Genomic DNA, 15,627 nt, shown 5'->3' with positions numbered 1-15,627 from the left:
GCTACACCAGCTTCTTCCTGAACTTCACGTTGGCCAGGCCCGCCATGGCGATCCCGAAGACCGTCAGCAGGACCACGTCGAGGCCGAGGACGTCGAGGCCGACACCCTTGAGATAGATGCCCTTGAGCAGTTCGACGAAGTACCGGGACGGGACGAGGTAGGTGACCGCCTGTATCGCCGGCGGCATGTTGGCGATGGCGTACATGAACCCCGACAGGAGGAACGACGGCAGGAACGTGAGCACCATCGCCAGCTGGCTCGCCAGCAACTGGTTCTTCGTGGCGATGCTGATCAGCATCCCCAGAGAGAGGGAGCCCGCCAGGAAGATGGCGGCGACCCCGAAGAGCAGGGGCACATTGCCCCGCAGCGGCACGTGAAACAGGAACTGTCCCATTAGCACGGCGAGCAGGACGTCGAGCATCCCCAGCGCGAAGTACGGCAGGAGCTTTCCGGCGATCAGTTCCTGTCCCTTGATCGGCGTCGAGATGATCTGCTCCATCGTCCCGCGCTCCCATTCCCGGGCGATGGTCAGCGAGGTGAGCAACGCCGCAATCACCATCATGATCACGGCGATCAGGCCCGGAATGATGTAGTTCTTCGACTCCATGTCGGTGTTGAACCACACCCGCGGACGGACGTCGAGCGGGACGGACACCGTGCGGCCGGTCGTCCGGCGGATCTCCCGGATCGTGAGGTCCTGGGCGTAGGCCTGCACGGCCTGGTTGGCGTACCCGATGGCCATCGTCGCCGTGTTGGAATCGCTCCCGTCGACGATGATCTGGACGGGCGGCGCAGTCGGGTTCGTGACACGAGCGGCGAAGTCGGCGGGAATCACCAGGGCGATCAGCGCCTCGCGGGTATCGATGGCCCGTTCGAGTTCGTGGTAGCTGGTGGCCGGTCCCCGCACGGAGAAGTACCGGGAACCCGTGAAATGGCTGAGAAGCGTCCGGCTGGCCGGCGATCCGCTCTGGTCCCAGACGACCATCGGGACGTTGTCCACGTCGAGCGTCAGCGCGTAGCCGAACAACAGGAGCAGCAGCATCGGAATGGCGATCGCCATCGCGAGGCTCCGCGGGTCCCGCCGGATGTGGAGGATTTCCTTGCGGGCGACGGCCCAGGTCCGCATCGCGTTCATGGCCGGTTCTCCTGACGGCGGCGATCCGCCTCGTCGCGGGCCTCGATGAGCGAGACGAAGACGTCTTCGAGCGAGGGCACGATCCGCTCGACGGCGGCGTCCCCGCGGCCCCGGCTGGCGAAGAGACTGCGGATCTCCGCGGCGGCGGACGCGCCGTCGGCCGCGACGACGTGCAGACCCCTCCCGAAGAGCGCCGTCTCCTTCACGCCGGGGAGCGCTTCGATGTCGCTCATCACGTCCTGGGGCGCATCGCACAGGACCTCGAGCACGTCCTCGCGCATGAGACGGGTCTTGAGCGCCTCGGGCGTGTCCATCGCGATAATCTCGCCGCGGTAGACGAGCGCCAGCCGATCGCAGTACTCGGCTTCGTCCATATAGTGCGTCGTCACGAACACGGTGACGCCCTTGGCGGTCAGGTCGTAGATCAGGTCCCAAAACTGGCGGCGGCTGATCGGGTCGACGCCGGAAGTTGGCTCGTCGAGAAAGACGATCTCCGGTTCGTGCACGACCGCGCACCCCAGCGCCAGGCGCTGCTTCCAGCCCGCCGACAGCAGACCGGTTCGCGATCGGCGATGTTCGGTGAGGCCGGCCATCCGCAGCACCCACGCCTTGCGATCGGCTTTCAGCCTGGCGGGTACCTGGTAGATGCCGCTGTAGAAGTCGATGTTCTCTTCGACCGTGAGATCCTCGTAGAGCGAGAACTTCTGGCTCATGTAGCCGATGCGCGCCTTGATCCTCTCGGTCTCGGTGCGGATGTCGAAGCCTGCGACGGTGCCGGAACCGCCGGTTGGCGCCAGAATCCCGCTGAGCATGCGGATGGTGGTCGACTTGCCTGCGCCGTTCGGCCCGAGGAAGCCGAAGATTTCGCCGCGCGCCACTTCGAAGCTGACCTTGTTGACGGCGACGAACGAGCCGAAGCGGCGCTCCAGGTCGTGCGCGACGACCGCGGCCGATTTCGTGTTCCGGACGAGCGCGTCCCGTGGCGGCGTCAACAAGGCGCCGGCGTTGTCATGCCTGGGCATCGGATGCTCCTGCGGCGGGCCGGTTCCCGGCACCGGCCACCAGCGCAATGAAGACGTCTTCGAGCTGCGGCTCGATCGGCCGGCTGCCGGTGAGCGTCAGCCTGGCCTCTCGAAGGATGGCGCCGACCTCGGCGAGCGTGCGATCCGGATGGCGCGACACCACGTGGATGCGGTCGCCGAAGAGGCCCACCGAGTCGGCAACGAGATGCTCCCGGAGTACCGCTGCGGCTTGCCGCGGCTCCGCCGCGCGGATCTCGAGAATGGCGCCGGGCATCAGGCGCTTGAGTTCGGCCGGCGCGCCGACGGTCAGCAGGCGGCCCTGATGAATGAGCGCGACCCGGCTGGCGCGCTCCGCTTCGTCCAGATAAGCCGTGGACACGAAGATCGTGACGCGCTCTCGGACGAGCTGGTAGAGGATGCGCCAGAAGTCGCGCCGCGATACCGGATCGACGCCGTTGGTCGGTTCGTCGAGAAACAGCACCTTCGGCGTGTGCACGAGGGCGCAGGCGAGGCCCAGTTTCTGTTTCATGCCGCCCGACAGGTTGCCCGCCAGCCGTGTCGTGAAGGGCGTGAGGTTGCTGAAGCCGAGCAGGCGCGCGACCTTCTCCGCCCGGCCCTTGCGCGGAACCCCGTAGATGTCGGCATAGAACTCGAGGTTCTCGGCCACGGTGAGGTCGGGATAGAGGCCGAAGCGCTGGCTCATGTAACCAATCTCGTGCTTCAGAGGCTCGCCGTCGCTGACGACGTGGTGGCCGGCGACCCAGGCGTCACCGGAGGTCGGGTCCAGAATCGCCGTCAAGAGCCGCATCGTCGTCGTCTTCCCGGCACCGTCGGGTCCCACGAGGGCGAAGATCTCGCCCTCGGCGACCTCGAGCGAGAGGCGGTCGACGGCCGTCACCTCGCCGAAGCGTCGTGTGAGATTCGTCGCCCTGATGGCCTCCATCACGCGCCGCCTTTGCCCGGTCCAGTCTTGCCGGCCGCCGGTCGGTCGGTGACGATCTCCGCGTCGGCGGGCATCCCGGGTTTCAGCGTGAGGGTCGGATTGGGTACCAGCACTTTGATCCGGTACACGAGCTTGACCCGCTCCTGCTGGGTCTGGACGTTCTTCGGCGTGAACTCGGCCTCGGGGGAGATGAACGAGATCTGCCCCCAGTACGCCGTGTTCGGGTCGCCATCGGTCGTGAGGCGCACGCGCTGGCCGAGCGCGACCCGGCCGAGGTCTGTTTCGTTGATGTACGCGCGCAGCCAGACCCGTTCGAGGTCGCCAATGGTAACGACCGGCGTGCCGGGGTTCACGAACTCCCCGGGTTCGACGTGCTCGGCGAGCACGAAACCCGAGAGCGGCGACTGGAGGGTTGCATAGCCCAGTCGCGTGCGCGCGACGCCGAGGGCCTGCGTGGCCTTGGCGAGCCGGGCTCTCGCCTGGAGGATCTTCTCGATCCTGGGTCCTTGCCGGAGCAGCGCGAGTTGCTGCTGGGCCTCGCGCACGCGCGCCTGGGCGACGGTGTGCGCCGTGGCCGCCGTTTCGTGATCGCGCGCCGAGACCACGTCCTTGCTGAACAGGTCCTGCTGGCGCGCCGCCTCGAGGCGCCAGCGCTCGGCCTCGGCCGTCGCCAGCGCGAGCGCCGCCTCGCCCTGGGCAATCTCCTCTGGCCGGGAGCCGGCTACGAGGTCCCGCAGGTCCGCCTCTGCGGCGCGGACGTCTGCCTCGCGCAGGCCGACTTCCTGCGCGAATTCGGTGTCGTCGAGGGTCGCCACGGTGGCGCCCGCCCGGACCATCTCGCCCTCCGACACCAGGCGAGCGGCCACGCGGCCAGCTACCTTGAAACTGACTTCGGCGTCAGTCACCTCCAGGTTGCCCGACACCCGGATACGCATGTCGACTGGCGGCGGGCCGCCACGAGCGTAGAACCACGTCCCGGTCCCGCCTGCGGTGAGGATGAGGACGACAAGCAACAACTTCTTCTTCATGGTTGACCTCGCAGCACTGCTGTCACCTGGGATTCCCCCCCCGGGGGGGCCTACTTCCGCTTCGCCGCGTGGGTCGCAGCCGTTTCGGCATCTGCGTGTTGCGCGTGAGCCGCACTGGCCACCAGGTGAATGTTCTCGACGTAGTGCACGTACTCCACGTAGGCCGCCACGTAGGCGCGCCCGCCAGCACCGTGATGACGACGATTGCCTGCTTGAACATCTTCGGGCCTCCTTCCTCTCTTCCCGGGCCGCCACTCTCCAGTGCGTGGTCCTGATATGTGAATCACGATTCACTACGCTCGCAAAAAAAGGAACTCCTCAGCGCTGCCGAATCGCGTCGCTGAACATCGTCCATGTCTGGTCGCTGTGCTTCGTCAAGTCCAGCGTTCCCCCGCTCACCTGCCAGAGCAGGGCGGGAGGCTGAATCAATCCCAGAAACAGGGTGGCCATCGCCTCGGGGTCAAGATCCGGCCGAATCTCGCCCTGCAGTTGGCCCTGGCGGATGATCTCGGCGACGCGTGCGAGGTACCGCGTGACCAGCGCGACCACCTTGGCCCGGTGGCGGCGATTGCCGTTGTAGGCCTCCTCCGAGAACACGACGCGCGGAATCGCATGGCTGCTGCGAATCAGCTCCATGTGCCGGCCGTGTAAGTCGCGCAGGCGCGAGAGGGCGTCGGGATGCGCTAACGTCACAGCGGTCACGTGGTCGGTCAGCCGCTCGCTGATGAGGTCGAGTACGGCCTCGAGGATGGCATCCCTGCCCGTGAAGTGCCGGTACAGCGCCGAGGGGACGAGGCCGACGACGCGCGCGACAGCCACGATGCTCAACCCCCGCACGCCCTTGGTGGCGACCACCGACAGGGCAGCCCGGGCGATCTGCTCGCGGCGAATCTCCGTGTCTCGTTTTTCAGCCATGCGTCACTCGTCTTGTCTCAGTATTGTGAATGAACAATCACAATATACGACATGTCGGTAGTCCTGTCAAGAGCCAGTGAACCGGCCGCCCCAAGCCAGCCGCGTGGCCGTCGAGAATCACACGGCCACAGCTGAACAGCCTCACTCGCCGGTCTTGTCGGCCTGCCGGTCCCGTCGCATTCAGCGTTCGGTCACCAACGCACCCACGAGTGTCTATACTTGACCAATGGCGCGGAACGCACTCATCCACACCGAGGCGCCGACCAACAGCGTCCCGGCTGCCACACAGGCACCGACGGAACGAGACCCCCGGATCGAGCAAGGCACTCCGCCTGAGGAGGAGGCCGCGAAAGCGGTCATGGTCACATTCGTTCGCCGGCAACCCGACCAAGCTCAGTTTGTCCGCCGGACCGTGCAAGTCGCCTTCCTGCTACTGAACCTCTGGATCGGGGCCCGCTTCTACTTCTTCGTCCGGTTCTACGAAACCGGCGGTCAATCGGTGTGGGTTCCCCGACCGCCCGGTGTCGAAGGCTGGCTGCCGATCGCGGCGTTGATGAATCTCAAATACTTTCTGGTGACAGGCGTCGTCCCCGAGGTGCACGCGGCGGGTATGTTCCTGCTGATCGCATTCCTCGGGATCACCTTCGTCGCGCGCAAGGCGTTCTGCAGCTGGCTGTGTCCCGTGGGCACGATCTCGGAGTGGTTGTGGCGAGGTGGGCGCGAGATCTTCGGCCGGTCACTCCAGCCCCCGGGTTGGATCGACATCCCGCTTCGGGGATTGAAGTACCTGCTGATGGGCTTCTTCCTCTACGCCGTGCTGGGCATGTCCGCAGCCGAGATCAAGAGTTTCGCCGAGAGTCCGTATGGCCTCGTGGCCGACGTGAAGATGTTGAACTTCTTCCGTCACCTCGGCACCACCGCCGCTCTTGTCATCGCTGCGCTGCTGGTCGGATCGGTATTCCTGAAGAACCCGTGGTGCCGCTACCTGTGCCCCTACGGCGCGTTGCTCGGACTCGTGTCGGTCATCAGCCCGACCTGGATCAGGCGCGACGTGAACGCCTGCATTGACTGCGCGAAGTGTCCGAAGGCGTGCCCGTCATTGCTGCCGGTGGACAAACTCGTGACGGTGATGTCCGCCGAGTGCACCGGCTGCCTCGAATGCGTCACGGTGTGTCCGGCTCGAGGCGCGCTGCGTCTGTCCGTAGGCCGATCACGAGCCATCCCCACGTGGGCAGTGGTCGCGGTGATCGCCGTGTTCTTCGTCGGACTTGTCGGCTACGCCCGGATCGCTGGCTATTGGCACACCTCCGTTTCCGATGCCGTCTATCGGGAGTTGATCCCCGCTGCCAACGCCCTCGCGCACCCGCAGTAGCAGATCCGCAGGGCCGCACGCCGGGTCTCAAGACCCGGCCTCCATCCGCGGAGTCCACTGTCAGTCAACGCGAAGGACACCCGAGCCGAATGGGACCCTGCCGTTGTTGCGCTCACGTCCGCGCCAGTTCGCCGATCGCCTTCACGAGCGCATCAAGCTCGCCTGTTGTCGTATACAGGTGGGGCGTCACGCGGACGCCCTTCACCGGAACCGTGTCGATCGCGACCGTGTAGATCTTGAAGGTATCGAACAGTGCCGTCGCAATCTGACCAGGAGTCTTGCCCGTAATGCCGACGTTCGCGATGCCGCACGCGCGTGCCCCGGTCGGCGTGTTCAGGTACACGTTCGCCATGCCGCGTACCCGATCCGTCCAGTACTGCTGCAGGTACCGCAGGCGGGCCTCCTGTGCGGTACCGCCCACAGTAGTCGCCGCACAACGGACGGTCAAGCGCGTTCGCCGGCTCTTGTTCAACGTCTTCACCAATTCTTCAGGCGAGTATGCTTTGATCGCGGGAGGGTTCACCGGTCCAACTTCAGTTCACCGGCAGGTTCGCCGTCTTAATGTGCCTGGTTGTCCAAGGAGGCCGTGTATGCGACGGTTGGTTGTTGTCGGAGTAGTCGCGATCGCGTTGTTCACGCTCACGGGACTGGCCCAGCAGGCCGGAACCGACGGTCCGTACAAAGTGCTCAAGACCGCGAAGGTCGGCGGCGAAGGCGGGTCTGACTACATCTATGCCGATGTCGCCGGGCGCCGGCTCTACATTCCACGGGGCGGCAGGCGAGCGGTTCCGGCCACGGACACCGCGCCTGCCATTCCTGCGGAGCCAGGCCGAATCACCGTGTTCAATCTCGATACGCTCGAGCCAGTCGGAGTGATTCCCGACAGCGGAGGCAACGGCGTCGCGGTCGACCCGAAATCAGGGCACGGCTTCTCGAGCAGTAAGCCGGTGACGATGTTCGACACGAAGACGTTGACGGTCATCAAGAAGATTGACGTGGGCGCGGCGCAGCCCGACGGCATTCTGTTCGACGCATTCAACGACCGGGTCTACGTCTTCAGTCACCCCACCAAGGACGCGATCGTGATCGACGCGAAGGAGGGGACGATCATTGGCAACATTGATCTGGGCGGCGTGCCGGAGCAGGGGCAGGTCGACGGCAAGGGCAACCTCTGGGTTGTGATGCAGGACCCGATCGGCAGCGTCACGGCCGTTGATGTCAAGACGATGAAGGCGACCGGGCACTACTCGTTCATCGACAAGGGAAGCTGCAATGGGCTTGCCCTCGATGTGAAGAACAAGGTGCTGTTCGCGTCGTGCGCCAGGTCTGGGGTCGTCGCGCCACCAGCCACACCTGCAGCGCCGGGAGCCGCGGCCGCGCAGACGGCAACTGGGGCACCGCCAGCCGCGTCCGCTCCGCCGGCGCAGCCACCGGCTCCGCCCAAACCCATGATGGTGATTCTGAGCGCCCCTGACGGCAGGATCATCACGACGCTACCGCTCGCCGGCGGCTCAGACGGCGCCCAGTTCAACCCGGCCACGAACGAAGTGTTCAGTTCGCACGGCAACGGCACGATGACCATCGTCACGGAGAAGAGCCCGGCCAGCTTCGAGGTGCTGCAGAACCTGCAGACGATGGCTGGTGCCCGAACGTTGACGCTCGACAGCAAGACGAACCACATCCTGACGATGAGCGTCGAGCGTGGGCCGGCACCGCCGCCGCCACCAGGCGGCGGCCGTGGCGGTCAGGCTCCGGCGATACCTGGCTCGTTCACGATTCTCGTCATCGGCAAGTAGCTGCCCGCCGCCCTTCGTCGCTTTGCCCATCGGGGCGGCGGCGAAGGGTGGCAGATCGGTTCCGTGTTCCGATCTTGCGGGCGCAATGTCACTTGAAATGTCACTCGCCCGATGCGGAGTCGCGTCCTGCCAGCACTGCTATAATCACGAACGTGACGCAGACGTCGCTTGCCCTTGATACATCACCGGACATCGAGCGCCGACTGGTCGAATCGTGGCGGCAGATGCCGGCTGCGCAGAAAGCCGCGATGGTGAGCGGTCTGACGCGCGCGGCCTACGCGATGACGTCCGCAGGCGTGCGGCAGCGTCATCCCGACGCGTCATCTCGCGAGCACTTCCTGCGGGTTGCCATCATCGTGCTGGGGACTGATCTGGCTCGCCTCGCGTACCCCGATGCGGTTGGGGTGATCGGCAGGTGACAATGCCGATCGACCCGATCGAGACCGCTCTGCTGGTCGCGCGCCATCTCGACGCTCTGGGCATCCTGCACACGATCGGAGGGTCGATCGCCAGTTCGTTTGCCGGGGAGCCCCGTTCGACCGTTGACATCGACATCGTGATTGCGCTCGAGGAGCGGCATGTTGACGCGTTGGTGGCGGCGCTCTCGGCCGAGTTCTACGTCGATGCCGATGCGCTGCGCCGTGCCGTTCGGACCCGCTCGAGCGCCAACCTGATTCACCAGAGCACGCAGATGAAGGTGGACCTGTTTGTGGCGGGCGGCACGCCCCTGGATGCCGGCCAGCTTAGACGCCGTCTGCGCGTCGATCTCGGCGATGGGCGCTGCCTCTACGTGCACCCACCTGAGGACATCCTGTTGCAGAAGCTTCACTGGTATCGCCGCGGCGGCCAGGTTTCCGACCGACAGTGGCGGGACATCGCCGCCATCGTCCGTGTCCAGGGCAAGGCACTCGACCGCGACTACCTCCGCGAGAGCGCAGGGGTTCTCGGCGTCTCAGACCTGCTCGAGCGCGCGTTTTGCGAAGCGCCGCCTGAGGACTGATGCGCTGAGCGCCCTGCTTCACGAACCCTCAATCCTGTTTCCATCAGTCGAGGCGTTCGACCTCAGGTTGTTGACATACATAGAACAACAATGTATAAGACTCTTACGTATGGACATGAGTAAGGACCTGGTTGCGGCTTCCGCCACGCCGCTCGTGCTCGCCATCCTTGCCGAAGGCGACAGTTACGGCTACGCCATCATCAAGCGAGTGGCCGAGTTGTCAGGCGGGCACCTGCAGTGGACCGACGGCATGCTCTATCCCGTACTGCACCGGCTTGAGCGCCAAGGCCATGTCGCGGCGAAGTGGTCTGGGTCCGAGAACGGCCGCAGGCGTAGGTACTACCGGATCACGAGAGAAGGCCGGGCGCAGCTCGCAGCCCAGCGGCAGCAGTGGCAGGCCGTGGACGGTACCCTGCGGGGTATCTGGATGGAGGCGTGCACGGTATGACGACGTTCGCCGATCGACCGCTCGAGGAGCAAATCACGCAGTGGCGGGAGTACTTGCGCCGCCGGCAGGTCCTTCACGGTCCCGACGTGGAGGAGCTCGAGGGACATCTGCGCGACCAACTGGTAGCGCTCACCGAGTCCGGTCTGGCTGGGGATGAAGCGTTCCTGGTCGCGGTCAAGCGCATGGGCAGCCTCGATGCGCTGTCACGCGAGTTCGCACGCGCGCATTCCGAGCGGCTGTGGAAGCAGTTGGTCATGGCGCCCGACGCTGAAAAGCCGGCGAACACCGCACGCGCCGAGATCCTCGTCGTCCTAGGCCTTGCCGTCGCCGCGGCGTTGGCCGTCAAGGTGCCGGCGCTGTTCGGTCTTCGGATCGACGCTGGGGAAGAGTCGTTCTACCTCAGGAACGCCAGCCTATTCGTGTTCCCGCTGCTCGCGGCGTATCTCGTGTGGAAGCGTGGGTGGGGCGTTGCCGGCGGCCTCTGGCTCGCGCTGCCCTTCGCAGCCGGGGCCATATTCGCCAACGTCTTCCCCTTCCCCATGGGCGCCAAAGGGTGCTGCAGCAGTAACACCGAGGTGCTGACCATCCTGCACCTGCCAATCGCCCTGTGGATGGCCATCGGCTTTGCGTACGTCCGGGGCCGCTGGTTCGACGATGGTGGGCGCATGAACTTCGTCAGGTTCTCAGGCGAGTTGGCGATCTACTACGTGCTCATCGCGCTCGGCGGGGGCGTCCTCACCGGCTTCACGGCCATGATGTTCACCGCCATCGGGATGAAGCCTGAGTGGTTCATCGGGGGTTGGCTGGTCCCGTGCGGGGCGGCGGGCGCCGTCATCATCGGATCCTGGCTGGTGGAGGCGAAACAAAGTGTCATCGAGAACATGGCCCCGGTATTGACCAGGCTGTTCACGCCGCTGTTCACTATTCTGCTCCTGGTGTTTCTGGCAACGATGGCGTGGACAGGCAGCCCCATTAACGTGAAGCGGGAGGTGCTGATCGGCTTCGATCTGCTGCTCGCGGTCGTCGTCGGGTTGGTACTCTACGCCGCCTCCGCGCGCGACCCGCAGGCACCGCCCGACTTGTTCGACGGCCTGCAACTGATGCTCGTGGTCAGCGCGCTCGTCGTCGATGGGGTGGCGCTCGCGGCCATCGCAGGTCGCATCTCCGAGTTTGGCTTCACTCCCAACCGAGTGGCGGCTCTTGGCGAGAATCTCATTCTGCTCGTCAACCTGGCGTGGACGGCGTGGCTCTATGCGCGCTTCGTGCGTCACCGGGGGTCGTATGCCGTCCTGGAGCGATGGCAGATCGCCTACTTGCCCGTGTACTTCGTATGGGCGGCACTGGTGGTTGTCATGTTCCCGCCCCTGTTCGGCTACCGTTGATGCACCCCGGCGGGCAGAGCATCGGCGGATAGTCTTGACTATGCTCGCCCGAGCGGACCTGCGAGCGAAGGAGGGTGGCGGAGAGAGAAGAGGGATTCGAACCCGAATGACGCGTGTTATTAACTGGTTGATGGCGCGCGACTTCTGGGAACAACACCCGCCAGTTCAATCGGTTGCGGGGTCGCCGTCGTTCACGGCGGTGACCCCGAGTCCTCTCAAATCCACCCAGGTCGTGGAGACATGCTGGAGACGGCAGACCGAGACCGGCGGCCCTTGTGCTTGCTCGCCGGAGGTCAGCCGACCCGCAACGGCAGAATGCGGGCGCGGCGACTCGTCTCGTCCACAGTGACGAGCGCGCCCTGCCGCAACTCGGTCTCCCAGGACGTCAAAGCCTCGAGGATCAACGCCCCGGATCCATCCGGTGTCACGTCCCTGGCGCGGAGCTGAATTACGCTCGGTGTGCTGGCGTGCGACGAGGCGAGAATAGCGCTGAAGTCGAGGTCGTGGGTAAATAGCACATGGCCGTGGTCGCGTGCCCAAGCCAGGATTACTCGGTCGGTCGCGCGAGGGTCGCCAACTGCGGACCAATGCTCAGCCGGCCAACCGTGCGTCTTGAACCACTTCCCCCAGGCCGGGGACAAGTTCATGTCGATCAGGATGGGGAAGCTCATGCCGGCCGACGGAGCGGAACCTCGACTTCTTCCACTCGCCATGCCGCGTAGGCCAACGCCTCGCGGATGTCGTCCTCTTCGAGGTACGGATAGAGCGCGAGGATTTCGGCGGTGGACCGTCCGGCGGCGACCAACCCCACGATTGTGCCGACGGTGACGCGGAGGCCACGCAGGCAGGGCTTGCCGCCCATAACCTCGGGGTCGCGTGTGATACGTGTGAGCGCTTCAGGCATGAGACTGTGCTCCACGCCGAGTATATCAGGGCTCTGCCCGACGACCTTTCAAACCGCAGCCGCGCGCTCACACAATATGGTGAATCTCGTCCAGTGAGTGCCGTCGCCTGGCACCAATGTCACCGACGCGGATAGTCTCGCCCGCGGTGACGAGCGCGCTTTGCCTGTCCCCCGTTCGTTCATTGGGATCAGAATGAACTGGCGAGACTGTCAACCGACACGAGACTCGGCTTGTATATATGGTAGCGACGGCCGGCATACTGTCGTCGCGCGCGAACACCCGAAGAAAGGGAGTGTGTAGTGAAGATCATGCCGTTCCTTCCGGTCAGCGGTTTTCTGGTCGGACTTGTTCTCGCCGCCAGCGTCACGATCGCGCTGCTCTTTCGCAGCTGGCTACGGAAAGCACGGGAGGCGGGTTACCCATCAATGACCGTGTATTTGCGTGCGGCCCCGCAGACCGATAAGGAAAAGCGGGATGCGGCCGACCTCGCGCTCAAGGGACTGGTTCTCTGCCTGCTCGGTCTGCTGTTTCCACCGCTGCTGCTGATCGGGTTGATCCCGTTCTTCTACGGAACCCGAAAGGTCATCTATGCGTCGATGGGCCTCGGGCTCGCCGACGACCCGGATCAACAGGGCCGGTGAGTCTCCGGGACACTCCCGATCGCGAGCGACTCGAACACGACGAGCCGGCGACCAACGCCGACCGCGATGCAAACGCCGTGCGGGACGCAGTCCGCGCAGTTCGACAGGGCGACGCTCAGGCCTACGCGCTTGTGGTGGAACGGTATCAACGCCGGCTGTTCAGCCTGGCGCTGATGCTGACTCGCCAACCTCCCGCGGCAGAGGAAGTGGCGCAGGACGCATTCGTCCGCGCCTTCACTCACCTGGGCGCCTACGATGAACACCGTCCGTTCTATCCCTGGCTCGCGACTATCGCGGTCCGGCTGGCGCAGAACTGGCTGGCCCAGCGCGCTCGCGTGGTCGCGCACGAGGGCCACACGCCCGTTCCGGATCTCGACAGCGCCACCGCCACCGATCCGCTGTCGGCGCTCATCACGGATGAGCGCGACCGGCGGCTGTGGCGATTGGTCGCTGCGCTGCCGTCGGGCGAGCGCGCGGCGGTCATCCTCTATTACCGGCAGGAGATGAGCGTGGGCGACATTGCGCGTGCGTTCGGCGTGACGAACGGGACGGTGAAGACGTACCTGTTCCGTGCGCGGCAACGACTGCGGCGATCGGCGGGCTCCGCGCCACAACGAAAGGACGGGCAATGAACACGCACGTCGAATCCGAGCTGACGCACCTGCCGGAGCCGGTGCCGCCGGCTACACTCGTAACGACCGTGATGGCGCGGGTGTCGCTCCTGGACGAAGAGCCGGCGTCTGCTTCGCTTGCCTACCGGGCCTCGAAGGAGAACTCGCGCGAGGGTGGTGTCCGTGATCTGAACGACCTGCCAGTCTGGGTGGCGGCATTCGCCGGCCTCGCCATCGTCGTCGTGTCGTGGATCACCGGCGGGCAAGAGGCTGGTTCGTTGCTCGATCTCATGTCGTCGCGAATCGGGCCTCCGAACCTGCTGAGAATGTCGCCCAACGGATCCGCCGTGCTGTGGCTCGCCCTGGGCCTGCTGCTCTACCTGGCAGGTCTCTTCTCCCCACTCCGCGACCGGGAATCAGCACATCGGGCGAGAATGAACACGAGACGTGCCGGGAGAGAGTGAGAACGACGTAGATGTACCGCGGGTGTGGAGGTAAGACCCACTCTGCGTGAAGCTCGCCACCCCACCCGCAAGCGTCTGCCGCCCGTGTCTGCGCAGGACGAATACTAACGGTCCGCCTTCGCCCTGAGTTTATCGAAGGGCTACGGCGGGACAATCCTCGCGGGGGCCGGGCTTGGAGGTCCACCTCCGCCCTTCGGGCTTCGGCGGACAACCTTCGCAAGAAGTCGGCTCGCCAGCCGAAGCTCACCGAGGAGAGTGGCAAGCCGGAGGTGAGCGAAGGTGCCCTTCGACGCACTTCGTTCGCTCAGGGCATTCTCCATGGGCTGGCCTGCCATGAGCGAGCCTGGCGGCTCGCGAGCTGGTGAAGCCAGGCGAGTCGAATGGCGGAGAGAGAGGGATTCGAACCCTAATAATGCGTCTCTCTAAATGGTTGACGGCGCGCGACTTCTGGCTCTAAGGGTTCGAGTCTCAGGCAGTTACAGGCGTCGACTTGTGCACGGCAGTCACCGCCAGTCCTCAGCATTCTCCCCCGGTCGTGGAGACATTTTGGAGACGGCGGTCAGGCTGCCACTTTCCTTCTCTTCCGAATGGCCGAGGCGACATCGCCCGGCGTGGCGCCCAATGCAAAGAGCGCTCGCAGCAATAGATCCGCAGACACCGTCGGGTCGGCGGCTTCGACCTTTGCGATGCGAGACTGGCTGGACTTCAACCGCTTGGCGAGTTCAGCCTGAGAAAGTCCCTGCGCCATCCGCCTGTCGCGAACGCTGCCGCTAAGCGCGAGCTTGGTTTCGACGAGTGCCGCTTCCTCCGACGTGAGGGCGAGAAAGTCCGCCGCGTCGCCGAAGCGCCAGCCGTGTGTTTCCAGCCGTGCGCGCTTGTTCTTGTGCATCCCGTTCACCTCTTGCCGCTTGCGATGGCATCGTAGACCGTCAAACGACGCCGGCACGATTCAATCACCGATCGCGGCGTCGCCTGCGTCTTCTTGGCGAAGACGTCGCAGATGATGACCGCGTCGGGGTCGACCCTATATAACGCGCCAGGTAAGGTCCCCGTCCTGGATCCGCAGTTCGTGACAGCGGGACCCGACAGTCGGCATCGGCCGAGAGTGCGGCATCTCGAGCCGTTCACCGCACTGGAGTCGCCGCAGCAGCAGGCCCGTCTGAACTCTCGCCTCCGTCGACAGCGGCGGCGTCTTGATTTCGCCGTGCAGCCACGCGAGAGGTTTCTCAGACTCACGCATCGTAATCAGACTATGTCATATATGACATATTGTCAACACTGGGAGGGCACGGCACTTCATGGCGAACTCGCGGTCGACCGCCGACGGTGGGACGAGTCGACCGCTCAACTGGCGACGTTGCAGACCGAACAGCAGGACGTGACCCGCCAGCGGTTGGCGTTTGAAGCCCGCCGGATGGAACTGGACGGTCTCACGGTGCGCATCGAAACGTTGACCGACGAGCAGATCGAATGGACCTTGGTCGCCAAGGCACTCGGCCGCGACGGACTCCAGACGTTGGAAATCGATGCGGCGGGGCCGACGGTGAGCAACTTCACAAGCGAGTTGCTGTCGGTGTGCTTCCGGGCGCGGTTCTCGGTGGACCTGGTGACCCAGGAGGCCACGGCCGACGGCAAGGGTTTGAAAGAGAGCTTTCAGATCAAGGTCTATGACAACGAGCGTGGCGGACATGCGCGCGATCTGGGGGTGGGCAATCGGATCCTGTCGCGCGTGTCAAGCGTTCTTGCACAGAGAATATTTCGAGCGCAGTTCCGTCACAGCGTGGCTGCGCTCTTGCACAGGAAGGGCTAATCGATGCACAGTATCGCCGCCCCCCATAGTGCCCCCTTGGTCAGGATTCCGAGCGTACCCGGGAGCGCCGATGAATAGCCATCGTTTCTCTTTCCATCCCATACCTTGCACCGCAGCCACCGTTCGGACCCTCCGGACCGTCCTCGTCATGGTTG

General features: G+C 64.9%; 19 protein-coding genes and 1 pseudogene. 10 read left to right on the top strand and 10 right to left on the bottom strand.

Annotated elements, in window-relative coordinates; translation table 11 throughout:
* Window position 1 precedes the first annotated feature (1 nt).
* From NTV05_15870 to NTV05_15850, 5 genes are all read right to left on the bottom strand, one after another.
* Window positions 2-1,135, bottom strand: coding sequence for an ABC transporter permease (locus NTV05_15870; GenBank protein MCX6545877.1), 1,134 nt, complete (start codon window positions 1,133-1,135; stop codon window positions 2-4).
* Window positions 1,132-2,157 (bottom strand): ABC transporter ATP-binding protein, encoded by a 1,026-nt coding sequence (locus tag NTV05_15865; protein MCX6545876.1) that lies wholly within the window; start codon window positions 2,155-2,157, stop codon window positions 1,132-1,134. The genes NTV05_15870 and NTV05_15865 overlap by 4 nt, the downstream gene beginning before the upstream one ends.
* A complete protein-coding gene (locus NTV05_15860; protein MCX6545875.1) occupies window positions 2,144-3,100 on the bottom strand; it encodes an ABC transporter ATP-binding protein in 957 nt (318 codons plus the stop codon). Before NTV05_15860 ends, NTV05_15865 begins: the two co-directional genes overlap by 14 nt.
* On the bottom strand, window positions 3,100-4,128 hold the full coding sequence (locus NTV05_15855) for an efflux RND transporter periplasmic adaptor subunit (protein ID MCX6545874.1): 1,029 nt from the start codon (window positions 4,126-4,128) through the stop codon (window positions 3,100-3,102). Before NTV05_15855 ends, NTV05_15860 begins: the two co-directional genes overlap by 1 nt.
* 318 nt (window positions 4,129-4,446) lie before the next feature.
* Window positions 4,447-5,043: a TetR/AcrR family transcriptional regulator gene (locus NTV05_15850; GenBank protein MCX6545873.1), complete on the bottom strand. Its 597-nt coding sequence runs from the start codon at window positions 5,041-5,043 to the stop codon at window positions 4,447-4,449.
* Window positions 5,044-5,269: 226 nt separating this feature from the next.
* On the opposite strand from NTV05_15850, the gene NTV05_15845 reads away from it, so the two are divergent.
* Window positions 5,270-6,415, top strand: a complete 1,146-nt coding sequence (locus tag NTV05_15845) for a 4Fe-4S binding protein (GenBank protein ID MCX6545872.1) — start codon at window positions 5,270-5,272, stop codon at window positions 6,413-6,415.
* A 112-nt stretch (window positions 6,416-6,527) separates the two neighbouring features.
* Here the strand turns inward: NTV05_15845 and NTV05_15840 are convergent, their stop codons facing one another.
* Complete coding sequence (locus NTV05_15840) at window positions 6,528-6,896, bottom strand: hypothetical protein (protein MCX6545871.1); 369 nt, start codon at window positions 6,894-6,896, stop codon at window positions 6,528-6,530.
* A 109-nt stretch (window positions 6,897-7,005) separates the two neighbouring features.
* On the opposite strand from NTV05_15840, the gene NTV05_15835 reads away from it, so the two are divergent.
* The 5 genes from NTV05_15835 to NTV05_15815 all read left to right on the top strand — a co-directional run bounded on the left by NTV05_15835 (window position 7,006) and on the right by NTV05_15815 (window position 11,041).
* A complete protein-coding gene (locus NTV05_15835) occupies window positions 7,006-8,211 on the top strand; it encodes a hypothetical protein (protein MCX6545870.1) in 1,206 nt (401 codons plus the stop codon).
* A 152-nt stretch (window positions 8,212-8,363) separates the two neighbouring features.
* Complete coding sequence (locus NTV05_15830; protein ID MCX6545869.1) at window positions 8,364-8,630, top strand: hypothetical protein; 267 nt, start codon at window positions 8,364-8,366, stop codon at window positions 8,628-8,630.
* A 2-nt stretch (window positions 8,631-8,632) separates the two neighbouring features.
* Window positions 8,633-9,211 (top strand): hypothetical protein, encoded by a 579-nt coding sequence (locus tag NTV05_15825; protein ID MCX6545868.1) that lies wholly within the window; start codon window positions 8,633-8,635, stop codon window positions 9,209-9,211.
* Between the two features lie 109 nt (window positions 9,212-9,320).
* Window positions 9,321-9,659, top strand: coding sequence for a helix-turn-helix transcriptional regulator (locus NTV05_15820; GenBank protein ID MCX6545867.1), 339 nt, complete (start codon window positions 9,321-9,323; stop codon window positions 9,657-9,659).
* Window positions 9,656-11,041: a permease prefix domain 1-containing protein gene (locus tag NTV05_15815; protein MCX6545866.1), complete on the top strand. Its 1,386-nt coding sequence runs from the start codon at window positions 9,656-9,658 to the stop codon at window positions 11,039-11,041. The genes NTV05_15820 and NTV05_15815 overlap by 4 nt, the downstream gene beginning before the upstream one ends.
* Window positions 11,042-11,334: 293 nt before the next feature.
* Here the strand turns inward: NTV05_15815 and NTV05_15810 are convergent, their stop codons facing one another.
* Window positions 11,335-11,712: a DUF5615 family PIN-like protein gene (locus NTV05_15810; protein MCX6545865.1), complete on the bottom strand. Its 378-nt coding sequence runs from the start codon at window positions 11,710-11,712 to the stop codon at window positions 11,335-11,337.
* On the bottom strand, window positions 11,709-11,945 hold the full coding sequence (locus tag NTV05_15805; protein MCX6545864.1) for a DUF433 domain-containing protein: 237 nt from the start codon (window positions 11,943-11,945) through the stop codon (window positions 11,709-11,711). The genes NTV05_15810 and NTV05_15805 overlap by 4 nt, the downstream gene beginning before the upstream one ends.
* 300 nt (window positions 11,946-12,245) lie before the next feature.
* Between NTV05_15805 and NTV05_15800 the strand changes: the two genes are divergently transcribed.
* The 3 genes from NTV05_15800 to NTV05_15790 are packed head-to-tail and all read left to right on the top strand — an operon-like array spanning window position 12,246 to window position 13,662.
* Window positions 12,246-12,587: a hypothetical protein gene (locus tag NTV05_15800; protein ID MCX6545863.1), complete on the top strand. Its 342-nt coding sequence runs from the start codon at window positions 12,246-12,248 to the stop codon at window positions 12,585-12,587.
* Window positions 12,584-13,219, top strand: a complete 636-nt coding sequence (locus NTV05_15795; protein ID MCX6545862.1) for an RNA polymerase sigma factor — start codon at window positions 12,584-12,586, stop codon at window positions 13,217-13,219. Before NTV05_15800 ends, NTV05_15795 begins: the two co-directional genes overlap by 4 nt.
* Entirely contained in the window at window positions 13,216-13,662 is a 447-nt protein-coding gene (locus tag NTV05_15790) for a hypothetical protein (GenBank protein ID MCX6545861.1), read from the top strand. The genes NTV05_15795 and NTV05_15790 overlap by 4 nt, the downstream gene beginning before the upstream one ends.
* A gap of 559 nt (window positions 13,663-14,221) precedes the next feature.
* Here NTV05_15790 and NTV05_15785 read toward each other — a convergent pair.
* Both NTV05_15785 and NTV05_15780 read right to left on the bottom strand, forming a co-directional pair.
* The gene (locus tag NTV05_15785) at window positions 14,222-14,551 is read right to left on the bottom strand and encodes a helix-turn-helix domain-containing protein (GenBank protein MCX6545860.1); all 330 of its coding nucleotides are present in this window, start codon (window positions 14,549-14,551) and stop codon (window positions 14,222-14,224) included.
* Window positions 14,552-14,556: 5 nt separating this feature from the next.
* A pseudogene (locus NTV05_15780) lies at window positions 14,557-14,902 on the bottom strand (type II toxin-antitoxin system RelE/ParE family toxin).
* A gap of 21 nt (window positions 14,903-14,923) precedes the next feature.
* Between NTV05_15780 and NTV05_15775 the strand changes: the two are divergent.
* A complete protein-coding gene (locus NTV05_15775) occupies window positions 14,924-15,472 on the top strand; it encodes a hypothetical protein (GenBank protein ID MCX6545859.1) in 549 nt (182 codons plus the stop codon).
* The last annotated feature ends 155 nt before the right edge of the window (window positions 15,473-15,627 follow it).

The organism is Acidobacteriota bacterium (assembly GCA_026393755.1).
GTDB lineage: Bacteria > Acidobacteriota > Vicinamibacteria > Vicinamibacterales > JAKQTR01 > JBAXOX01.
This window is presented reverse-complemented; position numbering and strand designations above follow the sequence as displayed.